Annotated in this window: 22 protein-coding genes and 1 tRNA gene; 8 read left to right on the top strand and 15 right to left on the bottom strand. The window is 52.2% G+C overall.

The genetic code is table 11. The annotated features are described in order from the left end of the window. Positions 1-73: 73 nt before the first annotated feature. The 3 genes from AB1K62_RS07855 (at position 74) to tyrS (ending at position 2,680) form a co-directional block, all read left to right on the top strand. Positions 74-856 carry a zinc-ribbon domain-containing protein gene (locus AB1K62_RS07855; protein ID WP_367002686.1) on the top strand — a complete coding sequence of 261 codons (783 nt, stop codon included), beginning with the start codon at positions 74-76 and terminating at the stop codon, positions 854-856. Positions 857-1,011: 155 nt separating this feature from the next. Next, positions 1,012-1,099: transfer RNA gene (locus tag AB1K62_RS07850), tRNA-Leu, on the top strand. Between the two features lie 318 nt (positions 1,100-1,417). Beyond that, entirely contained in the window at positions 1,418-2,680 is a 1,263-nt protein-coding gene (gene tyrS / locus AB1K62_RS07845) for a tyrosine--tRNA ligase (RefSeq protein ID WP_367002684.1), read from the top strand. 98 nt (positions 2,681-2,778) lie between these two features. Here tyrS and AB1K62_RS07840 read toward each other — a convergent pair whose 3' ends face one another. Genes AB1K62_RS07840 through AB1K62_RS07830 form a run of 3 tightly spaced genes read right to left on the bottom strand, consistent with a single transcriptional unit; the run spans position 2,779 to position 6,708 of the window. Then, a complete protein-coding gene (locus tag AB1K62_RS07840; RefSeq protein ID WP_367002683.1) occupies positions 2,779-3,321 on the bottom strand; it encodes a histidine phosphatase family protein in 543 nt (180 codons plus the stop codon). Positions 3,322-3,338: 17 nt separating this feature from the next. Next, positions 3,339-6,110, bottom strand: coding sequence for an ATP-dependent DNA helicase (locus tag AB1K62_RS07835; RefSeq protein WP_367002812.1), 2,772 nt, complete (start codon positions 6,108-6,110; stop codon positions 3,339-3,341). A gap of 28 nt (positions 6,111-6,138) precedes the next feature. Further along, positions 6,139-6,708 (bottom strand): NnrU family protein, encoded by a 570-nt coding sequence (locus AB1K62_RS07830; protein ID WP_367002681.1) that lies wholly within the window; start codon positions 6,706-6,708, stop codon positions 6,139-6,141. A gap of 135 nt (positions 6,709-6,843) precedes the next feature. Here AB1K62_RS07830 and AB1K62_RS07825 point away from each other — a divergent pair, with 135 nt between their 5' ends. Then, complete coding sequence (locus AB1K62_RS07825) at positions 6,844-8,439, top strand: lysine--tRNA ligase (protein WP_367002811.1); 1,596 nt, start codon at positions 6,844-6,846, stop codon at positions 8,437-8,439. Next, on the top strand, positions 8,436-8,915 hold the full coding sequence (locus tag AB1K62_RS07820) for an asparaginase domain-containing protein (RefSeq protein WP_367002679.1): 480 nt from the start codon (positions 8,436-8,438) through the stop codon (positions 8,913-8,915). The genes AB1K62_RS07825 and AB1K62_RS07820 overlap by 4 nt, the downstream gene beginning before the upstream one ends. A 22-nt stretch (positions 8,916-8,937) precedes the next feature. Here AB1K62_RS07820 and AB1K62_RS07815 read toward each other — a convergent pair whose 3' ends face one another. Together AB1K62_RS07815 and argE are read right to left on the bottom strand one after the other, a co-directional pair. Further along, positions 8,938-9,975, bottom strand: coding sequence for a fatty acid desaturase family protein (locus AB1K62_RS07815; protein WP_367002678.1), 1,038 nt, complete (start codon positions 9,973-9,975; stop codon positions 8,938-8,940). A 177-nt stretch (positions 9,976-10,152) separates the two neighbouring features. After that, positions 10,153-11,301, bottom strand: a complete 1,149-nt coding sequence (gene argE, locus AB1K62_RS07810; RefSeq protein WP_367002677.1) for an acetylornithine deacetylase — start codon at positions 11,299-11,301, stop codon at positions 10,153-10,155. A gap of 210 nt (positions 11,302-11,511) precedes the next feature. Here argE and AB1K62_RS07805 point away from each other — a divergent pair, with 210 nt between their 5' ends. Further along, positions 11,512-11,901, top strand: coding sequence for a GAF domain-containing protein (locus tag AB1K62_RS07805; protein ID WP_367002676.1), 390 nt, complete (start codon positions 11,512-11,514; stop codon positions 11,899-11,901). A gap of 63 nt (positions 11,902-11,964) precedes the next feature. Here AB1K62_RS07805 and AB1K62_RS07800 read toward each other — a convergent pair whose 3' ends face one another. From AB1K62_RS07800 to aroQ, 8 genes are all read right to left on the bottom strand, one after another. After that, positions 11,965-12,258: a hypothetical protein gene (locus tag AB1K62_RS07800; protein WP_367002674.1), complete on the bottom strand. Its 294-nt coding sequence runs from the start codon at positions 12,256-12,258 to the stop codon at positions 11,965-11,967. 369 nt (positions 12,259-12,627) lie between these two features. Next, entirely contained in the window at positions 12,628-14,481 is a 1,854-nt protein-coding gene (locus AB1K62_RS07795; protein ID WP_367002672.1) for a DUF885 domain-containing protein, read from the bottom strand. 171 nt (positions 14,482-14,652) lie between these two features. After that, positions 14,653-15,381 carry a 2OG-Fe(II) oxygenase gene (locus AB1K62_RS07790; RefSeq protein WP_367002671.1) on the bottom strand — a complete coding sequence of 243 codons (729 nt, stop codon included), beginning with the start codon at positions 15,379-15,381 and terminating at the stop codon, positions 14,653-14,655. 8 nt (positions 15,382-15,389) lie between these two features. After that, on the bottom strand, positions 15,390-16,694 hold the full coding sequence (locus AB1K62_RS07785; RefSeq protein ID WP_367002669.1) for an amidohydrolase family protein: 1,305 nt from the start codon (positions 16,692-16,694) through the stop codon (positions 15,390-15,392). A 147-nt stretch (positions 16,695-16,841) separates the two neighbouring features. Continuing rightward, positions 16,842-17,768, bottom strand: a complete 927-nt coding sequence (locus tag AB1K62_RS07780) for an RcnB family protein (RefSeq protein WP_367002668.1) — start codon at positions 17,766-17,768, stop codon at positions 16,842-16,844. A 146-nt stretch (positions 17,769-17,914) separates the two neighbouring features. Further along, entirely contained in the window at positions 17,915-19,267 is a 1,353-nt protein-coding gene (accC, locus tag AB1K62_RS07775; protein ID WP_367002666.1) for an acetyl-CoA carboxylase biotin carboxylase subunit, read from the bottom strand. Positions 19,268-19,281: 14 nt separating this feature from the next. Further along, the gene (gene accB / locus AB1K62_RS07770; protein ID WP_367002665.1) at positions 19,282-19,755 is read right to left on the bottom strand and encodes an acetyl-CoA carboxylase biotin carboxyl carrier protein; all 474 of its coding nucleotides are present in this window, start codon (positions 19,753-19,755) and stop codon (positions 19,282-19,284) included. A 37-nt stretch (positions 19,756-19,792) separates the two neighbouring features. Further along, a complete protein-coding gene (aroQ, locus tag AB1K62_RS07765) occupies positions 19,793-20,245 on the bottom strand; it encodes a type II 3-dehydroquinate dehydratase (RefSeq protein ID WP_367002663.1) in 453 nt (150 codons plus the stop codon). Positions 20,246-20,357: 112 nt separating this feature from the next. Between aroQ and thiS the strand changes: the two genes are divergently transcribed. Further along, a complete protein-coding gene (gene thiS / locus AB1K62_RS07760; RefSeq protein WP_367002661.1) occupies positions 20,358-21,344 on the top strand; it encodes a sulfur carrier protein ThiS in 987 nt (328 codons plus the stop codon). A gap of 350 nt (positions 21,345-21,694) precedes the next feature. Continuing rightward, entirely contained in the window at positions 21,695-22,060 is a 366-nt protein-coding gene (locus AB1K62_RS07755; RefSeq protein ID WP_367002660.1) for a UrcA family protein, read from the top strand. A gap of 109 nt (positions 22,061-22,169) precedes the next feature. Here the strand turns inward: AB1K62_RS07755 and AB1K62_RS07750 are convergent, their stop codons facing one another. Then, complete coding sequence (locus tag AB1K62_RS07750; RefSeq protein ID WP_367002659.1) at positions 22,170-22,976, bottom strand: LytTR family DNA-binding domain-containing protein; 807 nt, start codon at positions 22,974-22,976, stop codon at positions 22,170-22,172. A gap of 2 nt (positions 22,977-22,978) precedes the next feature. Next, a complete protein-coding gene (locus AB1K62_RS07745; RefSeq protein WP_367002657.1) occupies positions 22,979-24,106 on the bottom strand; it encodes a histidine kinase in 1,128 nt (375 codons plus the stop codon). Positions 24,107-24,195 lie beyond the last annotated feature (89 nt).

Raw genomic sequence — 24,195 nt, 5'->3', positions numbered from 1 at the left:
AAAAAGACACTTCTCCCAAAAGCATGAATAGCGGACTTGCAGTTTCATGGTTAGCCGTGTTTAGAAGGACATCATGATTTTGAATTGCCCGGCTTGTAAGACACGTTACCTCGTGCCTGATAGTGCGATCGGCCCTTCTGGCCGGTCAGTTCGCTGTGCGTCATGCCGTCATAGCTGGTTTCAGGAAGCGGCCCCACCCGAACCCGCCCCACCAGAATCAGCCGCGCCCGAACCCGCTCCTTCTGCACCGGCTAAAACGGATACCCCCGCAACGCCGCCTATGACGGGCGCACCGCCGATGGCTGAAGCATTGGCCGAGGCCACGCCCGTTCCGCCGGTACGTCCGCCAAAACAGCCACCATCCGCAGTCACACCGTCTTATGCGCCGGAAAGCAGCTTCTCACCCGGGCCACCGTTCAAACCGCGCCGCAATCCCGCGAGATTATGGACGATTGCCGCTATTGTTTTTGCTGGTCTGATCCTGCTAATCGGCGGAACGGTTTATGCTTTGGGAATGCCAAACTGGTTTTCCGGCTATCAAATGGCGTCGGTTGATGACACGCCTTTGTTAATAGAGCTAAACCAGAAGCAGGATCGCCGGACATTACAGGATGGCACCGAATATTTTGCTGCGAGCGGGACGATCATCAATCCCTCCAGCACGGAACAGACTGTGCCGCCTATGCTGGTCATCCTGCGCGATGCCAGTGGGCGGATTGTTTATAGCTGGAAGATGAAAGCTCCGACCAAAACATTGGCTCCGGGCGCAAAAGCCAATTTTAATGAAGCCAAGCTGGATGTGCCACGAGCTGCCAGCCAGTTGGAAGTTGGTTGGGCCGATATTTCTCGCGAATAGCAGAAAAAATCAGCCATAAAGGCTTTTCAAGACGAATCCTCTTGAAAATAAGCGGCATCGCATGTCTGTTAGCAAGAATATCTGTTGCGGCCCAATCCACCCTTTGCTAATGGCACGCGCCTACCAAGGGTCTATGACCCGGTTCGAATGACAGTGCGGTCGTGGCGGAATTGGTAGACGCGCAGCGTTGAGGTCGCTGTGGGATAATATCCCGTGGAAGTTCGAGTCTTCTCGACCGCACCATTTCAGATTTGAAATAAAATCACCGTTATCGCGTCGATGGATGTCGATGCAGCATGTGTTTATTCTCAAGATATCTTATTATTCTCAGCCGTTTTATAAGATGCGCGGGGATATATAGCTAATAATCCTGTGATGCCCATTGCGCTTCGCGCTATCTCTATCTACATGGTGCGCATGATCAAGCTCGCACCCATTGCTGCTTTTTATTATGCGCCCTCTTCATAAAGAGCGGTGCGTTTCGATCATGTCGTAAAACAAGAGCCGCCATCAGGCGGCTTATGTTTTTCACTCTCCTGATGGCAAATCAGGAGATATTTAATGAATTTCGATGAGAACCCGCTTGAGCAGTTTCAGGCCAAATCGCCTGTCATGCAGATGCTGATACAGCGTGGATACGTCAATCAAGCAACCAATATCACAGATGTCGACGAGGCATTCGATACGGGCATTGTAACAGCTTATGTCGGTTTCGATGCTACAGCAGACAGCCTTCATGTAGGACATTTATTGCCGATCATGTCGCTGCGCCGGTTACAACAGGCAGGGCATAAGCCCATCGTGCTGGTTGGCGGCGGTACCACGCGCATTGGTGACCCCAGTTTCAGATCAGAGGTCCGGCCCATGCTGACGGACGAACAGATCGCCAGTAACATTGCCGGAATTAAAAAGGTTTTCGAGCGCTTCCTTGTCTTTGGTGATGGTCCTACTGACGCGATACTGGTCAATAATGCCGATTGGCTCGACCAGATAGGCTGGATTGATATGCTGCGTGACGTCGGCCAGCATTTTTCCGTTAACCGCATGCTGTCGTTCGACAGCGTAAAATCACGGCTCGACCGGCAAGAGAATCTGAGCTTCCTTGAATTCAACTATATGATTTTACAGGCTTATGACTTTCTAGAACTGTCCCGCCGCTATGGCTGTGTGTTGCAGATGGGCGGAGCGGATCAATGGGGTAATATCGTCAATGGTATTGATTTGACCCGCCGCGTAGAAGGCCGGAAGGTTTTTGGTATGACAGCGCCTCTTTTGACGACGGCGAGTGGAACCAAGATGGGCAAGACGGCATCGGGGGCGGTATGGCTGAACGCGGATCGTCTCTCGCCTTATGATTATTGGCAGTTCTGGCGCAATGTCGATGATGCTGATGTAGGCAAGTTCCTTCGACTGTTCACGGATATTCCGGAAGACGAGATTCTTCAGCTTGAGGGGCTGCAAGGGGCGCAGCTTAATGCGGCAAAGATACGCCTCGCAAAGGAAGCGACCGCGCTTGCTCACGGAGTGGAAGCTGCCAGGGCTTCTGAAGAAACGGCCCGGCAGACCTTTGAGCGGGGACAGGCGGCAGACGGCCTGCCTACATTCGAGCTGACGGATGAGGAACGCGCTTCGGGTGTGCGAATCGTGGATTTGCTTGTCCGCACAACATTGGCTAAATCCAAGGGCGAAGCACGGCGTGCTATCGCAGCGCGTAGTGTGCGTATTGACGGCGCTGTCATGGATGAGGATCAGGCGACTATTGCCGAAAGCTCTTTGCCATTACGTCTTTCGGTGGGACGCAAGCGCCATGCCGTCGTAAAATAATTGTGTGAAATAATAACATTGGTGCCGGCTATATGTCGGCGCCAATGATTTGGGCGCCCGTCTTTGGTGATTATAGCGCGCCGCTATTCTATGAAAAGCTAGATATGGTCCGGTCCCAATTCCGGGTCGAGGTCGCGTGGGCGGGTGAAGCGGTTGAATGTGGCGCAGCCGTCTTTAATGTCTGTCCAATTGTCAATATTCAGGGTTAGCTCCGCCAGTGACGCTGTCGGATATTTGATTTCTACCGCGCTGCGTTCTTCGGATGGATTTTCATGGGGAACAAGGTCAAATATCAGATCTTCAAGCCCGGGGTTATGGCCAACCATTAACACATGGCCTGCTTGCGGGTCTGCGCCGCGCAGTACGTCCATCAATGTGACCGACGAAGCCAGATAGATTTTGCGATCCCATTGCGGTTCGAATGCAAGGCCGCTGGCGTCTTCAAAATGTTCGAGCGTTTCGATAACGCGCAGAGCGGGTGAAGCGAGCACTTGGTCAAAGGTGATGGCGTTGCGATTGACGAACTTGCCCATAACAACGGCAGCGCGCTTACCCTTTTCATTTAGGGGTCGGTCAAAATCACGTGTGACGGGATCATCCCAACTGGATTTGGCATGCCGCAAAAGTGTCAGTTTCTTCATATACCGCCTGATTTATATCATATGCTTGATCCTTGCGCGGAGTCATGCCCGAAAGATGTGTCAGGGGAAAGACCGTATTGCACAGTTTTGGATTTTGCTTCTTTTATCTCTGCCAAGGCGCGGTCCAATGGCATTCTTTCAACCGGTGTCCCATCCGGAAAAGCGGATAGCAGCCGGGATGGAAAGGCAGATGACAGAATGATGAAATGACCATGATCGTCAGCGCGGCGGATGATCCGGCCAAACGCCTGTGCCAGCCGGGCGCGGATGATCCTGTCATCATAGGCGCTACCCCCGCCCGCCAGCCGCCGGGCCTTGTGCAATATATTGGGCCGCGGCCAAGGCACTGATTCCATCACCACCAGACGCAGGCTGTTTCCCGGCACATCAACTCCGTCGCGCAAAGCATCGGTGCCGAGCAGGCTGGCCTTGGGATCATCACGGAAAATATCGACCAGCGTCCCTGTATCAATGGGGTCCACATGCTGGGCATAAATTGGCAAGCCATTTTGCGCCATGCGGTCGGCAATCCGTGCATAAACGGTTCGCAGCCGCCGGATAGCAGTAAACAGGCCCAGCGTGCCGCCGCCCGATGCTTCAATCAACCGGGCATAAGCCCCGGCCAGAGCGGCCATATCGCCGCGCTTTATATCGGTGACGATAATGACCTTGGCCTGTTTCGCATAGTTGAACGGACTGGGCACTTCAAATTCCTGCACGGCCTGGTTCAGGTGCACCGCCCCGCTTCGCGCCCTTGCCGTTTCCCAGTCACCGCCACCTTTAAGTGTGGCCGATGTAATCATCAGGCCGTGCGCTGGCTTGGTGACGACTTCGGTAACCGGAATGGTCGGGTCAAGCCAGTGACGGCAGATACCGATATCATATTCGCGGCCCTCGAAACGTTCAATCATCATCCAGTCAACAAAATCAGGGTCAGCAGGGCCGCCAATGCGCGACAACAGGGCAAGCCAGCCGGACAATGTATCGCAGCGCCAGCCAAGGCTGGAGAGCGCCCCTTCCATTCGAGCACGGGCGGGCCCATCCATCCAGTCCGGGCTTTCCTCAATCAGATGCTCGATCCGTTTACCCAACCGGACCAAAGGTTTGAGCAGGGCATCAATTGCTCCTGCGGCACCAGCAACAGCATCAATCATCGGTCCTTCGATGGCTGTAAGTTCGGTTTCCAGCCCGTAACCGGCATCGGCGCTCTGGCTCTCGTCACGGGCAAAAACCACGTGACGGACTTCACCCAGCAAGGCTTCGATCGGGCCAGATGGTTCGCTTTCAGCCAATCGTTGTAACCAGCCGTCGCCCGGCATGGCTTCGGCGGCATGGCGAGCGCTTTCAATCGCGCGCCCGCCTTCATCATCATAAGAAGCAAGATCGGCTAGCCGGGCAGCAAGACCGCGTCGCCGTCCACGGTTGCGGCTTTCCGGTCCGATGACCCAGCGGCGTATCTCAATGGCTTCCTGTCCCGACAGACGCGTTGCAAACATTGAATCCGCGGCATCGAACAGATGATGGCCTTCGTCAAAAATCAGACGCGTCGGGGCGTTTTGCTCACGCCCTAAAGTCCCTCTGGCCGCATTGACCATGACCAGTGCGTGATTGGCGATGACAATATCGGCTTGCTGGCTGGCGCGGGCCGATTTCTCGATGAAACATTTGCGGTAATGGGGGCAGCCGGCATAGACACATTCACCCCGCCGGTCGGTCAGGGCGGTGGCGCCATTGCGGCGGAACAGGGTCGGTAGCCAGCCGGGCAGGTCGCCGCCAATCATATCGCCATCTTTTGAATAGACCGCCCAGCGCGCAACCAGATGCGCCAATATTGCTGCGCGCCCGGTAAACCCGCCTTGCAAAGCATCTTCCAGATTGAGCAGGCACAAATAATTTTCGCGGCCTTTGCGAACGACAACTTTTTTACGGAAGGTTTCTTCGTCCGGATAAATTCGCCGGGTTTCGCGGTCGAGTTGACGTTGCAAAGCCTTGGTAAAAGTGGAGATCCAGACCGCGCCCTCCGCTTTTGCCGACCAAAGGGATGCGGGGGCAAGATAGCCCAATGTCTTGCCAATACCTGTACCTGCTTCGGCAAGTAGCATATTGGGCGTGCCTTTAACGCGGCGCGGACTAAAGATTCCGGAAACCGCGGCGGCATAGCGTTTCTGGCCCGCACGTTCCTCTGATCCTTCGCCGGTCAGCTTCCCTAGCTGAGCCAGGGTCGCGTTTTCATCCATCGTTACGGTGCGCGGGGCCGGGCGAGGAGTTTCCTCTTCCCATTCTTCGAGTTTGGAAAACAGCCAGCGTTCCTTTTCATCCGGTTTTTTAAGCCGTTTTGACACCTCTCCCGCCCATGGCCAGCGCAGCCGGTAGAGCGCCTGTGCGCTGCTCCATGCGCCTTCGCGTTCTGGCCAGTGCCCGGCCTGTAATCCGGCTAGCAGATGGCTTGCTGCCAGACGATAGAAGGCCGCAATATCCGCTTCGCGTTCCGGCGGTTCCAGTCCTAGCACTTTGGCCAGCCCTACTGGTGTCGGCACGACAAATTGTGCCGGATGAATGAACGCAAATAGCTCCAGCAGATCAAGTCCGGACAGGTCAGGATAGCCAAGCCGCTGACCCATGAGCGGTGCATTGAGAAGGATATGCGGAGTTTCGGCAACACAGCCAATAGCCTCTCCCTTGCCAATGGCACGACTCACGCCATCGCTACCGCACAGCCAGATACCGCTATGGCTGGCATGCAGTGCGGGATAAGGAAGCGCAGGGGTGGGCGAGGCCGGTTGGGTCAAACTATTGTTCAATATCTCTTCAAAAAACTTATCCACCCACCAGCGGCATGCCGGTATAATAGAGGTGCGTCATGAACAAGACGCCATAAAGAACCAGCGCGATAATAAAGCCCAGTATTTCTCGCCCGACACTGGCGGTCTCTGTTGGTTTTACCCAAGCCCCTTCATTGCGTGACACCGTGAAAATCGAAATCAGTGCCCACAGGCCCAGACCGCCGAATAAAACCACCGAACGGCTGTCACCATTGGCAAGCAAATGTCCGCCAGCCCAGACCAGCATACCGGTCAGCATCGGGTGACGGATCCATTGTCTGATCTGTGATTTGCCTTGCGCAGCTCCGAACAGCAAGATTGCAAAGACCATAAACAACATATTCAAATGACGGCCCCAAGTCGGTGGATCATAGACGAATTCAAATTGCGCCGTGCGCCATCCATAGATCATCAGGGCAACCGCTGCGATAATCAGCAATGCAACCAATCCCCTGTGCGGCCCTTTACCCAGCTTGCTTTGAAGGCTCTCCCTGAATTCCGGGGCAACGGATTTGGTCAAGTGAACGATGCTCCAGAGTAACACGCCTGCGATCAATGCACCCATTAAAAATCTCCTGCTTTTGTCCTGTGCTAACTTGCTATAGACGCTAATGCTACTATTAGCGCAGGTTCAGGCAAAAGAAACGCCAAGAAATTGCCCATAGCCTATTTACTGGCACCCATTTAACAGGACTATCATATCGTGACCGATTATCGTGAAGCAGCACAGCAATCCAAAGCATGGCCATTTGAAGAAGCCCGCAAATTGCTCAAACGCTATCGCGGAGAGCGCGGTGCGCCTGCGCCCAAAACCGGCCCGGACGGTGAAATTCAACCGATGCTGTTTGAAACCGGCTATGGCCCATCCGGCCTGCCGCATATTGGCACGTTTAACGAAGTGCTACGCACCACCATGGTCCGCCATGCGTATGAAACCCTGACAGGAAATCCGACCCGTTTAATAGCGTTTTCCGATGATATGGACGGATTCCGCAAGGTGCCAACCAATGTTCCCAATCAGGATATGCTGGCGGAGCATTTGCACAAACCGCTAACAAAAGTACCGGACCCGTTCGGGAAATATGAGAGTTTTGCAGCGCATAATAATGCGATGTTGCGGGAATTTCTTGACCGTTTCGGGTTTGATTATGAATTTATGTCATCGACCGACCAATATACGTCCGGCCTCTTTGACCCGACGTTGAAGCTGGTGCTTCAACGCTATGACCAGATAATGGACATCATGCTGCCGACATTGGGCAAGGAGCGGCAGGCGACCTATTCTCCAGTGCTACCGATCAGTCCGAAAACTGGCCATGTCCTGCAAGTGCCGGTCGAGGTGATCGACGCGGAAGCCGGGATAGTCAGATTTGAAGATGACGGCGATATGATCGAACAGAACATATTATCCGGTGGCGCCAAGCTGCAATGGAAAGTGGACTGGGCGATGCGCTGGACCGCATTAGGCGTCGATTATGAAATGTATGGCAAGGATTTGACCGATAGCGGTATTGTATCGGGAAAAATCGCCAAAGTCCTGGGCGCGCGCAAGCCGGAAGGCCTGATTTACGAATTATTCCTGGATGCCAAGGGAGAGAAAATCTCCAAGTCCAAAGGCAATGGTTTAAGCATCGAGGAATGGTTGCGCTATGGCTCGGAAAACAGTCTGGCCTTCTATATCTTTCGTGAACCCAAATCCGCCAAACAGCTCCACATGGGTGTGATCCCCAAAGCCGTGGATGAATATTTCCAGTTCCGGGCTAACTGGCATGACCAGACACCGGAAAAACGGCTCGGAAACGCCGTGCATCATGTTCATAATGGTGATGTGCCAGCCGATACCATTCCGGTGACATTCGGGTTATTGCTTAATCTCGTCGGGGTGATGGGCGATGCGGACCGGGATCAGATATGGGGCTATTTGCGTCAATATGCACCCGATGCAACGGCAGAAAAATATCCCGATCTGGATGAGCTGATCGGCAATGCGATGGCCTATCACAAGGATTTTATCGCACCCACACTAAGCCGCCGCAAACCCGAAGGGGTCGAGGTAGCGGCGCTGGAACGGCTTGACAGAGAGCTGGGCGCTTTACCGGATGAAGCTCAGGCAGAAGATATTCAGACGATTGTTTATTCAATCGGCAAGGAAGGCGGTTTTGACAATCTGCGTGACTGGTTCAAGGCGCTTTATGAAACCTTGCTGGGTAGCTCGCAAGGGCCGCGCATGGGTAGCTTCATTGCGCTTTACGGCGTAGAGAATACCCGCAAACTGATTGCAGAGGCGCTTGCGTGATTGAAATTTTCACCACGGGCGGCACGATAGACAAAGTGTATTTCGACGCTTTGTCGGAATATCATATCGGACCGACAACGCTACCCGACATATTGGCGGAAAATAATGTTTTTGCGCCGCACCGCGTGCGACAGTTGATGCGTAAAGACAGCCTGGATCTAACCGATGCCGACCGGCAGGCAGTCCATGACGCAGTGGCCGGAAGCGATGCGGACAAGGTGCTGGTGACTCACGGCACGGATACGATGGTGGAGACAGCGCAGAAACTTGGCGATATTGCCGGAAAAACCATTGTGCTGACCGGCGCTATGCAGCCTGCGACTTTACGCAAAAGTGATGCAGAATTTAACATCGGCTTTGCCTTGGCCGCGACCCAGACATTGCCGCACGGCGTATATATTGCGATGAATGGAGAGGTGTTTGATCCGGCAAGCGCCCGAAAAGATCGCGTAGCCCATCGTTTCATGCATGGATGAAAGCCTTAAAATCACGGACATATCAGTCAGGTTGAGCGGTGACCTGTTTCATTACGGCCCAATATCCGCTGGCAATTGTCATCCGTTTATCCATGCCCTTGGCAATTAAAAGTGCATTTGCTTTGGGCAGTTTATAACATGGCACGCCCATGAACAGGTGATGCTCACTGTGATAATTGACCCAATAAGGAGCGATGGTGGCGCGCTCCAGCCAGTTTGCATAAGTGGTGCGGGCATGGGTGAACGGATCTTCGCTACCCGTAGTGGTGCAGGCATGTTCCGCAATATTGCGGATACGCAGGAACAATTGGAATGTCGTCGCCAGTGCGATGAACCAGATCAGAAAAGGCAGGGCGCCAAAGCCGCTGAGATAGGACAGCCCCAGCAATGCGAGCTGTGCCATGATGAATTGCGCTGTGACTTTACCGATGAAGAGGGTCTGTGCCTCGCTCTGTTTTTTCGGATCGACCGCCTCGCCCGTTAAGCCCGCTTCCGGTCGGCCAGCCTTGCTATCATAACCGGACAGCACCTTGCCGCCGCTCATGATGATAAGACGCATCGCTGACAGCATAGTCAATAATTGCCCGCCACGCTGTTTTAGGAAGGTCAATCCGCTCAAATCGCGCAATATTTTACGCGCCATGCTGGCTTTGCTGGTCGGGAAGGGCTTCGATAATCTTAGGTCCGGATCCTCCGGCTGTTGCGTATAGCGATGATGGATCAGATGATAGGCGCGATAAGCCTGCAAATCGCTACCCGTAAAAATGCCACTTGCCCATTGACCAAGGAAATTATTCACTTTGCGGCGCGGGTGGAGCAAGCCGTGCGCTGCGTCATGCATCAATATAGCAAGACCGAGTTGCCGGCTGCCAACCAGAATGATCGCCGCGATCCACGCCAGCGGATGAGCAGCCCATAGCGCCAGTGCGATAGCCGCGATAATCACGATCCACGCATGAACGATCAACCATGGTCCGCGCCATCTGGAGATAGTGGTGAGCTTCGCCCAATTATCGGGCGTGAAAACATCTGTGGGGCGGGCTGCTTTAACGGCTGACATAATCCTTATAATAGCCCAATTCCCGCGAAAAAGCTAACTTTCTACGCGTTTTTCGGTGGTCCGCACATTCCGTAGCGTCATATTTGAACGTGCGTTTCTATTTAATTGCTTGTGAGCGTTTTTCTTTGTCTATGGTGGCGAATCAGATGGCTATCGACCCATCAGGCCCATATTTATTTAGGGCTGCTCTAGCTCCGTGATCAGTTTCGACATGAAATCAGCACCGCGGGAAAACTGGTCCATGCTGATATATTCATTTGGCTGGTGCGCTTGTTCAATTGACCCCGGCCCGCAAATAACGGTCGGGAAACCCGCTTGCCGGAATTGTCCCGCTTCAGCCGCATAGGATACGACACCGGCGGGGGTGTTGTCCCCGGTCAATTTACGGACAAATGCTTCTGCTTCGCTCGAGCCGGACTGGGTAAGTGGCGGAGCGTTGGAAAGTTGTGTCACACGCACTCCTGTATCAGGGAAAGCGTCTTTTAGCTGCGCGTCAAGTACAGCCGCTTTCTCTTTGAACGGTTTCAAGATAATGCCCGGATCGATACCGGGGGGACAGCGCAAATCGAAAATAAAATGAGCGCGGCGTGCTAATATGTTGGCCGCCGTTCCGCCCTCCATCTTGCCGATCGTCAGGGTTGCATGCGGCGGAATGAACGGAGAGTCGGGATCGGCTTGATCCCAAAGCTCGCGCGCCAGTTCGGCAAGGTCATGCATCAGCTCAATCGCAATCATATTGGCGGAAACCCCAAGATGGGTCAGGCTGCTGTGTGCTTCATGGCCCAGCACTTCCACCTCATGGACGCAAATGCCCTTATGCCCGGTGACGGGTTTCATCATTGTGGGCTCACCGATAATTGCCAAAGCCGGTTTCGGGAGTGACGCGGCAATCTCTTCAATCATTGCGGGTGCACCCAGACAACCAACCTCCTCATCATAGCTGATCGCCAGATGAACGGGCCTTTTGCCATTTTTCAGCATTGGAACCGCAGCGAGAGCAAGGGCGATAAACCCCTTCATATCGCATGTCCCCCGCCCGTGAAGCAGATCACCCCGTTCGGTTAATATGAATGGATCGCTGGCCCAGTCCTGCCCGTCAACCGGCACGACATCGCTATGACCCGATAGGATGATCCCTCCGGCGACATCGGGACCGATGGTGGCGTATAGATTAGCTTTGGCCCCATCAGCACTACTGACGCGAGTGGAGCTAATGCCATATTGCGACAGATAATCTTCAACCCAGTTTATAAAGTCCAGATTGCTGTTCCGTGAAATTGTATCAAATGCAATGAGCGAATCGAGTATCGCTAAGGCTGTTTTCATTAACTGATTCATCATTCGCTCAACATAAACACAGCAATAATAAAAGGGAATGGACTTAAAAATTCGTTATATTACAGGTGCTTTAGATTATTATACATATAGTTGTTTGGAGACTAAGGAAGTTTTCGTTAAGAACTGTTCATCCATGGTTAATAAATTATTTAGGGTTTCGCCATAGACCGGTCTGAAATCAAAGGCTCCAATTCGCAAATGAATACAGATATTACAGTAGAACAGGATTTGGAACTTCTCGCCAATATGGCGGCGAGGCTGCTTGCGACGCCGGTAGCGACAATCACTATATATAACGGAAATTGCGAAGACACTGATGATGTCGCACATATGGCTGTGTCCTGCGATAAAAAATGGGCCGCGAACAACCCGGATATTGATATTAAACAATTGGGCAGCCCGCGTAGTGCGATGACTCAATCTCTTGGTCTTTACGCTTCGATGCCACTCCGCAACAGCGATGGCGGAACCGTTGGCATGGTTGCCTGCGCGGGTGATGAAGCCCGAGATTTTAGCGCGGGTGAATTATCCTTGTTGAAGCATGTAACCGCATTGGCAGCTGCAGTCATTCACGCCGATAGCTGTTAATATTTCTGGTTAAAATCAGGCAATCTTTGTCGAAGGGCCAGCTTGCTACAGAACCGATAAACTTCAGGCGCCGGACTCTACGGCGTTCAATGCGGCCTTTCCGCGAGCTGTGATCATTGTGTCAAGAAAGCGGGGGCCAGAAGCCTGGCCGGTCAGAAATGCTTCATATAGAAGCATGCCATTGTCGCTTAACGTCTGAACAGCATCCACAAATAATAGCGGATTATCGACAGTATCATTTGTTCCTAGGCTGGTCGGGGTCATGATGGTCGCGGAAGGCCAGACTTTGTTGAGCGATCCTAAAACAGATCGCTCCGTGGCGGACAGGTTTGCTTCGGGGGAATAAGCTCGTGTCATATTCTGCTATTAACCAGTCAAATAAAGTATGCCCCACTTGTTTGATTGCGTTAACCTTTATTAAACTAAAAAGTTAAAAAAGTGTTAATGCCTGGTAACGACCGTTACTATTTTGGCTCGCTCAAGCGTTCTTAAAAAGAGCGCAAAGCCAGCTTCAAGCTGGCTCTTTACGAGATTTTACCTATAGGATCTGGAATCGGAGATGAAGGTTAAGAAGGCTGTTCTGCCCTCAGGATCGGATGAATTGAACCTGTTTTTCCAATTTTTGGACAGTTTACATAATAGCAGTTAACCATAGGGTGCTATTGCATGAATGAACGGGCATGTGATTCCGGCCAACGTCATGCGGTGGCCGGATCATTCATGCGTTCAGACCTGTGTAGCAATCCAGTCGTTGATCTTTTTTTCCAGCACCGTCATCGGCAATGCGCCAGTGCCAAGGATTTGCTGATGAAATTCACGTGGGTCAAATTTGTCGCCAAGGCTGTCCTGTGCTTTTTTCTTTAACCTCTGTATAGTCAGGGCGCCAATTTTATAAGCCAGTGCCTGTGACGGGATAGCGATATAGCGCTCGACTTCGGCGGTAGCATCTGTTTCGCCCATGCTGGAGTTGTCGAGCATATATTGGATCGCCTGTTCGCGGGTCCAACCTTTGCTATGTAAGCCTGTATCAACCACCAGTCTCATGGCGCGAAGCATTTCATCATCCAGATGGCCGAACCGCTGATAAGGGTCGCTGAACAGCCCCATCGGAAAACCCAGTTTTTCCGCATAAAGCGCCCAGCCTTCGACAAAGGCGGTGTTGCCGCCAAAGCGCATGAAATTGGGCAGGCTCTCATTTTCCTGTGCCAGTGAAATCTGGAAATGGTGGCCCGGTGCACCTTCATGCAGATATAGCGTGTTTATACCATATGTATTGCGTGAGGGCAGATCGTAAGCGTTAAAGTAAAATACTCCGGGGCGGGAGCCATCGGGGGTTCCGCTTTGATAGGAGCCACCGGCCTGAAACTTCTCGATCGATTCATCATAGGGGCGGATTTCCAAGGGAGATTTGGGCAGTACCTTGAATTGAGTAGAGATAAGTTCATCAACTTTTTTCCCGATATCATAATAGCGCTGGGTTAGTGCCTCGCGAGATTCCGGGTCAAATTTGGGATCGGTCCGTAAATAGGTGAAGAAATCAGACAAAGACCCAGCAAAATTCACTTCGTCCTTGATCGCCTCCATTTCGGTTTTGATCCGGGCGACTTCGCCAAGACCAAGGTTATGGATAGTGTCCGCATCCAGAGGTAGCGTCGTCGTTTTTTCGATCAGATGCTTATATAATATATCGCCGCCCTTCATATAGGACAGGCCAACACCTTCGCGTGCCACTGGAAGATATTCGTTTTTCAGAAAATCATGCAAGGCTTGATAAGCTGCAAAGATGTTCTTCGTCATTTCTTTATATTCGGCCGTCAGACGTGCCTTGTCAGCTTCGCTGAAATTGTCCGGAAACGCCTGTGTCGGTGCCATGAAAGGGCTTTTCTCCAAACCTAGCCCGATTTGCGTGGCTAATTGCTCTATAACATTGCCGGTCGTCAGTCTGGTTTCGACAACACCGCTATCCATACCCTGCCGAAACCGGTCAATCGAACGGTTTATCAGCGTGATAAATTCGGCATGGCGTTTCAGGTTGTCGTCATAATTTTTGACGGTTTTGAAGGGCGCAGCGCCTTTGCCAGATGCAAAAGTCGGGTAAAAGGTGTGAAAGCCGCTGAAATGGTTAAGGGGGCGAACAACGGTCAGGTCCATTATCTCGGGTGACAAACCATGGATAGCTTGCGTCTTGTCACGCAAGAATACATCATAAGCAATCTTGTCGGTCAGGGCGAGTTTGCTGCGATCAATGGCCTTCAACGCCGCCAGTTCTTTCTCCTCTGCTGCAAGTTCGGCAGCGAAATATTCGTCGGATATATAATCGCCCAATTGGTCAGCATAACGTTCATCACCGCGGAACAGGGCGCTGACAGGATTGCGTCTCAGACTATCTTCATCACTCTGTGCGAACAAAGCCTTTAACTTCTCGCTCTCGGTCATCGCTGGCGTGGCGGCGGCTTGCTGTGTGCTGGTGGATTTGCTGGCTATGGACAAGCCATGGGCATTTGCATCCGAAACAATGGCAAGAAAGCTGACGCCAATTATGCCAGTGCTGGCAAGCAGTCTAAAAGTTCTGTTTAGCATGAAGGGGCCCCTCGTTTATATTATGCTGTTATCTATGACACGGCATGGTTTCACCCGCAACGATCGCAGATGTTGTTCATCGAAAAAAGACGGTGGTTGGTCAGTGACCCACTTAATCCATGGTCCTTGTTACCGGCCATTAGATAGAAACGACCGATCAAGATCAAACTATCACTGGGACCAACGGCCTTTCCATCGGTTGAGCCGGAACCATTTGGTAATGATATATTTCGTACCTTTAATAACCGGCATCCCTGCATGAATCGTGTTCAGGTTTGGCCTTCCGTCCAACCCCATATTATTCCACATCAAAAGCATGCCCTTGCGTGGTTCGACCTGATATTCAAGCTGCGGAAAAGCTGTCGCGCCGCCTTCTTCCGGTTCGTTGAGATAAGCCATGGCTGTCCAGCTGCGCTGCCCGCCATTATTCGCTTCAATCCGCGTCCAATAATCCTCTGACTCATGGAAAAAGTCATGGTGAGCCTGAAACTCCTGTCCGACTTCATAGCGTTGCCCCTGAAGAATCTCACTATGTGAATTTTCCAGCCCCATCAGATCGCAGATAGATTGCTCAATGCGCTGTATATCCTTGTCATGGGCGCTGACATTACAGCTATAGCTGGTGCGAAATCCTTCCCTTTCGGTACCGGAATAGAGACTTGAAGGTGTGGCCTCTGCATTGATCATATTGATCAGCAAATCACAATCCTGATCATTCAGGAAATTCTGATGCACAAATAGTTGCGCGTGCGGACTTTCCAGCCACTGCACTTGCGGATGGGCATTTAACTTGTCTGTAACCAGGCGGGTAATCTCGGCTAGACGCTTCGGGCTATTATTGCGCGTCGCCTTGGTTTTTATATCCGTAGTTCCTGTAGCCTTTTGTGCAGGGGCGTTCATTTATATCCTCAATCAATTACCCGCCCGCGTACCATGACCCAGTCAATATTTTCCAGCACAGTTACATCTTCAAGCGGGTTTCCGTCAAAAGCAATCAGATCAGCAGAATAACCGTTGGCGATGCGCCCGATCTGCCCTTCCATGCCCAGTATTTTGGCAGCAAGGGTGGTAGCGCTGGCGACCGCTTCGCGGGCTGTCAGCCCGTGACTGACCATCAGCGCAAACTCCTCGGCATTGCGGCCATGGTCAAACACACCGGCATCTGTACCAAAAGCAACCGGCACGCCCATTTTCTTTGCCATGGTTACAGCTTTGCCGACTCTGCCCAATGTCTCGCGTATTTTATTCTCGACGACGGGCGTATATATTCCTTTGCCCAGCCCTTCGCTGACCCCTTGAAACGCCATTAGTGTAGGAACCAGAGCCGCGCCGTTTTCTTTCATCGCTTTTAGCGCCGCCTCATCGGCAAATGTACCATGGTCGATTGTGTCAATGCCCGCGCGTGCCGCTGCTTCAATGCCGCGTGCGCCATGGGCATGGGCCATGACTTTCAGGCCAAGCGAATGGGCGGTATCGGCAATAGATGTCATCTCGGCATCTGTGAAATGCGCTTCCAGCCCGCGACCTTGTTGTGACAGCACGCCGCCGGTTGCAGTGATTTTGATAATGTCGGAGCCGGCGCGAGAGGCCTTGCGTACTTTTTCAGCGCATTCGACCGCGCCAGTGCAGCTATACCCGCTGGAAAGAGCGTCGTTAATATCTTCTGTAAAGCCGGTGGTGTCGCCATGACCGCCGACTATGGCCAATGCTGGCCCGGCAGCGATAATGCGCGGTCCCGGGACAAGGCCCTCAGCGGTTCCTTTACGCAGAGAAAATGCTGAATATTGCGAAGACCCTGCTTCGCGAACGGTGGTGAAACCAGCCTTGGCCGTCAGTAGTGCATTTTTAGCACCAACAACAACGCCCCATTCGGTTGGCTGAGTGGTCCTCTTCCAGAAATCTCCGCCGGGGTCCCCGGTCAGGTGAACGTGAAGATCAATGAGGCCGGGCATCACGGTCTTGTCAGACATATCAACAATGGTGACATGATTATCCGGAGCAGACGGGACGTTGGAGCCTGAGCGAACGTCAATAATTTTACCGTCTTGAACGATAATTGTAGCTGGTCCGCTGGCACCTTGAGCCGGATCAGCGATAAGATTGCCTACTTTGATCATCGTAACCGAGGGAGTATTGGCTTCATTATTAGCCGAGGCGGGAGCCGCAAAGCTCGCAAAGCACATTGCTGTAATAGCAAGCAGATGACGGATCATATTTTCTTCTCCCCTGGAATCTTTTTCAGTTAATCCTTCTTCATCTGTGCGACGAGTGGCAAACTGTTTCAAGCGAAATATAAAACAAGGCCCGCAACCACTGATGGTTACGGGCCTTGACTGACGAAACCGTCATTTTGCTATAATCTAATAAAAGAAGTTGTAGATCACATCGGCTACGCGGCCAGTATATATGTCAATCAACAGCACATCGTCATAATAGCGAACCCAGCGATAGCCACCATAAGCGGGCGGCAGACGATAGCGCCAAGGATCATTTATCCAATAGCGTGATCCGTAAAAGGCCGATCCCAAGCGGATACCGATGCTCCAGCGCCGGTAATTATGATGCCGATAAGGTGAATAATAGCGTCCCGGACGATAATAGTGGCGGTTTGCTTTACGGTATTTCTTCCAATTATAGCGACGGTCATTGCGCCAATTGCGTTTCCATTGTCTGTAATTGCGTTTGCTGCGATAGTCATTGCGACGTTCAGCGCGATATCGGCGGTCGATCCGTCCATCCCGGTTGCGGTCCACTCGCCGGTCTACACGGTTGTTATTATTACGGTCGAACCGACGGTCAATGCGACCGTCACGATTGCGATCAAAACGGCGGTCTACACGGCCATCGCGGTTACGATCACCACGAGCATTGGCGCGGCGCTGTGCGCGACGTTCTGTTCGGCGGTCCATTCTACGTTCTGCTCGGCGCTCGGCACGTCGCTCAGCGCGGCGCTCGGCACGTCTTTCCGCACGGCGTTCGGCACGTCGTTCTGCTTGACGTTCTGTGCGTCGTTGCTGTCGTGCTTCAATATAGTCACCGCGTGACCGGATATTAGCCCGGCCTTTGTTATTGCGGTTCTCGGCTCGCGCAGCGCGCCGTGCATCACGTGATCCGCGATTGGCACGGCGTTCGGAACGCCGATCACGTTGTAGCGCGACACCATTGGTAAAGTCCGCAGCTATTATGGCACTGTTTCTGTTGATATTTGGCGCGATCTCGGCAGCTGATGCTGTTGCTGGTGTCAGCACTGTGGCCGCCATCAGACCGGTTATATAAAATAGTCGCATAGGGTTGCTCCTCACTATAGCGACTCTGTTTGCCGCATCTGTGGAACATCTTATAGAATAGTCACCCTGTCCGGTAGCTGAACTGCACTGTAATGTTCAGGAAAGGAAGCATTAATATGAATAAATTGACTGGCTTCCAGACAGAATTAGGCCTCGTCGTCCTTGTCCAGCCATTCTTCAAGCCATTTGATCGTATATTCACCGGACTGAAAGCCTTCGTCATAAACCAGTTTCTGATGCAGGGGGATGGTCGTCTCCACGCCCTCGATGACAAATTCATCAAGCGCACGGGCCAGCCGCATCATACAGCCATCTCTTGTCCGGCCATAAACGATCAGCTTGGCAATCATACTGTCATAATAAGGCGGTATCGAATAGCCGGCATAAAGCCCGCTATCGACGCGAACATGCATACCGCCGGGCGCATGATAGCTGACAACCTTGCCGGGTGAGGGGGCAAATGTTTTCGGATTTTCAGCATTGATCCGGCATTCAATCGCGTGGCCCTTAAATTCGAGATCCTCTTGTTTGACGGATAGATCGCGGCCATCGGCAATGCGAATTTGCTCACGGACCAGATCAAAGCCGGTTATCATTTCGGTCACCGGATGCTCGACCTGAAGGCGTGTATTCATTTCGATGAAGTAAAATTCGCCATTTTCGTATAGAAACTCGATCGTGCCAGCGCCGCGGTACTGCATGCCCTTCATGGCATCTACGCAGACTTTACCCATCTGTTCGCGCTGCTCTGCGCTAATCACTGGTGACGGCGCTTCTTCCAATACTTTCTGGTGCCGGCGCTGTAGCGAGCAATCCCTCTCGCCAAGATGAATGGCATTGCCCCGTCCATCGCCAAAAACCTGGAACTCGATATGGCGCGGGTCGCCCAGATATTTTTCAATATAGACGGTCGCATCACCAAAAGCGGCCTTTGCTTCGGTTCCGGCCTGCTTCATCTGTGTTTCCAGCTCGGCCTCGCTGTTCACGACTTTCATGCCGCGTCCGCCGCCGCCTGATGCAGCCTTGATTATGACCGGATAGCCTACATCAGCCGCGACCTGTTTAGCGACCTCTATATCACTAACTGCGCCATCAGAACCGGGGACGAGCGGAATGCCAAGATCACCAGCGGTTTTTTTAGCCGCGACCTTATCGCCCATGACTTTGATATGTTCGGGTTTGGGGCCAATCCATTTTATCCCGTGCGCTTCAACCACTTCGGCAAAATTGGCATTTTCGGACAAAAAGCCATAGCCGGGATGAATGGCATCGGCTCCGCTGATTTCTGCTGCAGAAATAATGGCAGGTATGCTCAGGTAGCTGTCCGTGGCAGAAGGAGGGCCGATACAGATCGCTTCATGGGCCAGCCGCACGTGCATGGCGTCTTCATCCGCTGTGCTGTGTACAGCGACCGTTTCGATACCAAGTTCACGAGCGGCGCGCAAAATACGTAGCGCGATTTCGCCGCGATTAGCGATAAGGATTTTGTTGATGGTCATGCGCTAAATCTCACCTACGCAATCACAACCAGCGGCTGGTCAAATTCGACCGGCTGACCATTTTCGACCAATATTGCTTTCACAGTCCCACTGCTTTCGGCGGCAATCGGGTTCATGACTTTCATTGCTTCGACGATTAACAAAGTATCGCCTACAGAAACCTTGTCTCCCACATTTACAAATGGGGCCGCATCAGGTTCGGGGGCCATATAAACAGTGCCGACCATTGGCGATTTTTGTGCGCCTGCATGGTCATTGGCCGGAGGCGGCGCAGTGTCAGTGGATGGCGCAACTGCTGGTGCAGTCATAGGCGGAGCAACGGCCTGAACGGGGGCATGAGTGCCGCCACTACGTGAAACGCGGATTTTCCGGTCATCTTCTTCGACTTCAATTTCGCTTAGACCAGCGTCATCTAGTATCGCGGCAAGTTCCCGAACAATGTCGAGATCCACATTCATGCTTCCATTACTGTCTTTTTTTGCGGCCATTTCTGGTTCCCATTTTTCTTGAAATTAAAATTATGCGCTATAATTTTTGGGTAGCATCAAGCGCCAATTGATAACTGAGTGCACCAAAGCCGCAAATCGTGCCTTTTGCAACTGGCGCCAGTAAACTTTTATGCCGAAATTCTTCCCGAGCTGCCGGATTGGACAAGTGCACCTCTATTACCGGCACGTCGATTGCAGATATAGCGTCGTACAGCGCAATGGACGTATGAGTGAAAGCTCCGGCGTTCAAGATGACTGCCAGTGCTTTATCGGCAGCTGCTTCATGCAGCCAATCGACCAGATGGCCTTCATGGTTGCTCTGGCGAATATCCACTTCAAGTCCTAGCTCATGCGCCTGATCTTCCAGCTGGCCAGCAATATCGTCGAGCGTGTCATATCCATAGATTTCCGGCTCCCGCATCCCTAGCAAATTGAGATTGGGCCCGTTAAGAACAAAAACGGTCTTTCGTGTGCTCTTTCCCTGTGACAATATGTTGTCCCCGTATCGTGCTTTTGGTTGCGGCACCGCGTGCCTCTTTATATGGCCTCTTTATAGGGCTAGATCCTGAAAAGCGAGATTAAACAGTATGGAAACATTGCTTATGTCGGAAATTTCAATTCAGCTAAATGGCGATCACAAACGGATTGAGGGCGGAATGTCTGTCGCTGACCTTGTCCGCTCGCTGGACCTGGACCCGGCAAAAGTGGCGGTAGAGCGGAACCGGGACATTGTAACGCGTTCTACGCTGGCCGATGTTATTGTGGAAGATGGGGATCAGTTGGAAATAGTCCATTTTGTTGGCGGTGGTGATCAATCAAGTGATGACGGTTGGAGCGTTGCCGGTCAGAATTTCAAATCCCGCCTGATCGTCGGAACAGGGAAATATAAGGATTTTGAAGAAAATGCCGCTGCCGTAGAAGCGGCGGGAGCAGAGATTGTCACGGTGGCTGTCCGGCGCGTGAATGTCATGGACCGCAACCAACCCATGCTGACAGATTATATTGATCCCAAGAAAGTCACTTATCTGCCTAATACCGCAGGTTGTTTCAACGCCGATGATGCTATCCGCACATTGCGGCTTGCGCGCGAAGCAGGCGGATGGGAATTGGTGAAACTGGAAGTTCTGGGTGAGGCCAAGACGCTTTATCCCAATATGCGCGAAACATTGGAAGCAACCGAGGTGCTGGCCAATGAAGGGTTCAAACCGATGGTCTATTGCGTTGATGACCCGATTGCCGCGAAACAGTTGGAGGATGCGGGCGCGGTTGCGGTCATGCCGCTGGGCGCGCCGATCGGTTCGGGATTGGGAATCCAGAACCGGGTGACGATCCGCCTGATTGTTGAAGGGGCCAATGTGCCGGTGCTTGTCGATGCCGGTGTTGGAACGGCAAGTGACGCAGCGGTTGCAATGGAATTGGGTTGTGACGGTGTATTGATGAACACTGCCATCGCTGAAGCTAAACAACCCGTTCGTATGGCGCGTGCAATGAAGCTGGCCGTGGAGGCTGGACGCGAAGCCTATTTAGCCGGCCGGATGGGGCGCCGCATGTACGCAGATCCGTCAAGCCCCCTGTCCGGACTGATTTAGCCTTGTATTACACTATGATTCGGGTTTCTCGGTAACATACTGAATAGTAACAAAAGTTACGTTAAGATAGTTTTGTCGACGCCCGGTGGTCGTTGGTCGAAGCTGTTTGCCGCCTGTCGATCAAAATAGCCGTTTATAGAAGTCTCAATGCTTATTGCTTCGCCATCGCGTATCTAAAAATACGAGGCAGGAGCATAAGTCACCAGACACTTCTAAGGGCTGGTCGAAACAAATTGCTCCTGCACTTATAGCCCTTTCCCTTCTTTCAGCAGGGAAACATGAGCAGACCATCAGATTCGTCCCATGGATTTACGGTCTGCTCCAACAAAATATAATTGAGGAGTGATGAGATGAAGAATGCTATTTTGAACAAAGGCTTGTGCGTTGCAGGTGCCATTACAGCGATGGCCGTATCCGCAGCCGGTTTTTCTACCACTGCAAACGCGCAAATCCGGGAAACACGGTCTGTCGAAGTTAGCTATGCCGATCTTGACCTAACCACTGCGGATGGCCAGCTAACTCTAGAAGGACGTCTTAAAGGCGCCGTCAAACAGGTATGTGGTAGCTTTGACCGGCGAAGCCTACATGAGATGGCCGATCACGGGAACTGTGTTGAAGAAGCCAATTTGACGGCGAACCGCGCGAAGGTCTCTTTGATTGCTCAAGCCAAAGCTGGAACGCTGCGCGAAACGGCGATGGTTATCGGAGATAAGTGACAAGATTCCAAGAGCCGCAATCCCAATTAAGCGGCCTCATTTTGGCCAAACCAACTCATAACCCCGGTGCCCTTACACCGGGGTTTATTTTTGTAATTTTCGAGAAATATTATCGGCCAGCCAACTTTTTGGCTTCGGCTAGATGCGTGCGGCCAATGCGGATTTCCGTGCCGCATTTCAGACAGGCAACCCATATACCGCCACCATCGTGGCGCAGGCCTTTAATCCAGTCCCGGCGTACCAGATGTGATCGATGCAACCGGATAAAATGTTCCGGATTCAGCCGCTCGGCCAGCCCGGTAATGGTCTGATGCAGCAAATAGCTTGAGCCGCCGCTATGTTCACGCTGGGGATCTCCTGCAACATGAAGCCGCATATAGTCCCGCTCCGCCTCGATCCGGTTGATTTCAGCGGCAGCAATGCGGCGCAGTTCCGATTTATAAGGCACCCAGAACTCCTCGGCCCAAGGCGAGTCTTCGGCCTGTACTCCCGTCTGTGCCGGTGCCTGTTCTCCTTTGCGTTCCAGAACACGGGATATGGCAACCGACAGACGCTCAGTCTCAACCGGCTTAAGCAAATAATCGACGGCGGCGACGCCAAATGCCTCTACCGCAAATTTATCAAAGGCAGTTACAAAAATAATTGCAGGCACATTTTTGATGGCAGAAAGGCTTTTCGCTACTTCCAGGCCGTTCATCCCGGGCATCGCAATGTCGAGTAGCAACAGATCAGGTTCCAGCTGCTTTGCCAACCGCAGCGCGGCCTCGCCATCGCTTGCAGTCCCGACTAGGTTGATATGCTCTTGCCGAGCGCACAGAAGCTGCAACCGCTCAATCGCCAGCGGTTCATCATCGACGATCAATGTGTCGAGTTGTAAGGGCGAGGACGGTGCTACAGAGTATTTGTCTTCTGGCATGATCAGATATCCGTTAGCAGTGGGACGGTCAGCTCTGCAATAAAGCCGCCGCTTTCCAGGTGGTGGGTTTCCAAATGTGCCTGTGTTCCAAATCTGGTTTCCAGCCTGTCGCGAACATTGGCGAGCCCGATACCATTATTATTGTCACCGGATTTACTTCGCAGCGGGGTTTCTCCATTATCAGCAACAGTCAGCTTCAGGAAATCTCCCTGTGCCATCGCGCTTATACGAATTGTAACGGGTCGTTTGGAATGGGCGACCCCATGTTTGATGGCATTTTCCACCAACGGTTGCAGGATCAGGCCCGGTACGAGCACGTCCATTAAGTCTTCGGGAATATCAATTTCAATCTTCAAGCGATCGGGAAAACGCACTGCCTCTATGTCGAGATATAGTTTTTGCAGGTGCACTTCCTCAGACAATGCAACATCTTCAAGCGGATCACCTGACAGGCTGGTGCGATAAAATTTCGACAGGTTAAGGATCATCTTCTCCGCTTCCTCCGGCTGGCTACGCATTACCAAAGTGCTAAGACTGTTGAGTGTGTTGAACAGGAAATGCGGATTAACCTGATAACGCAGGCTACGCAGTTCGGCATCCTGCGCTGCTTGAGCAAAGCGGGCGGCCTTGCGCTCCACGGTACGGACTTCTGCGGCATAGCTTAGCGTCAGATATAGCGAGGCCCAGCTAATGATGAAGAAAAAGCGTGATATACTGTCTTCTATAATGGCTTTTAGAGCATAATTGTCTTGCTCCATATATTCGCGCATTTTCGCAAAATTTTTTTCGTCAATCAGGCTTTCGGGATTATAAATATTGAACACATAATAGTTGAACGTAGCGATAGCGATGGCGCAGGGTATCGCCGCGGCAAAGGCCGTGATAATCCGGGTGGAGAGCGCCTTGTCATCAAATTGACGTAGCAGCAGATATAATAAGTAGGTCAGCCCGATCCCGAGGATTGTCACCACCACGCGCCGTATTGCCATTTCGCCTTGCGCTGGCCAGTCGCCGACCGCCGTGCGTAGCGTGATGATGATCACAAAGAACAGCCAAAAGCCAAGGATAGACAGGATTGCGACCTGTTGCCCGACCGATGCTTTGCGATGTCCGATTTCAAATTTTCTCATCAAATGCTCAATTTTCCGGTGAGCAACCAGTTTAGAATGAAATCATATCTCTTGTCTCTATCGAAATCGCGTCCGGTCGAACCAGAGTT

Origin of the sequence: Parasphingorhabdus sp. JC815 (assembly GCF_040717415.1) — a bacterium.
GTDB lineage: Bacteria > Pseudomonadota > Alphaproteobacteria > Sphingomonadales > Sphingomonadaceae > Parasphingorhabdus.
Note: the sequence above shows the minus strand (reverse complement) of the source record. Positions and strands in the feature narration are given on the sequence as shown.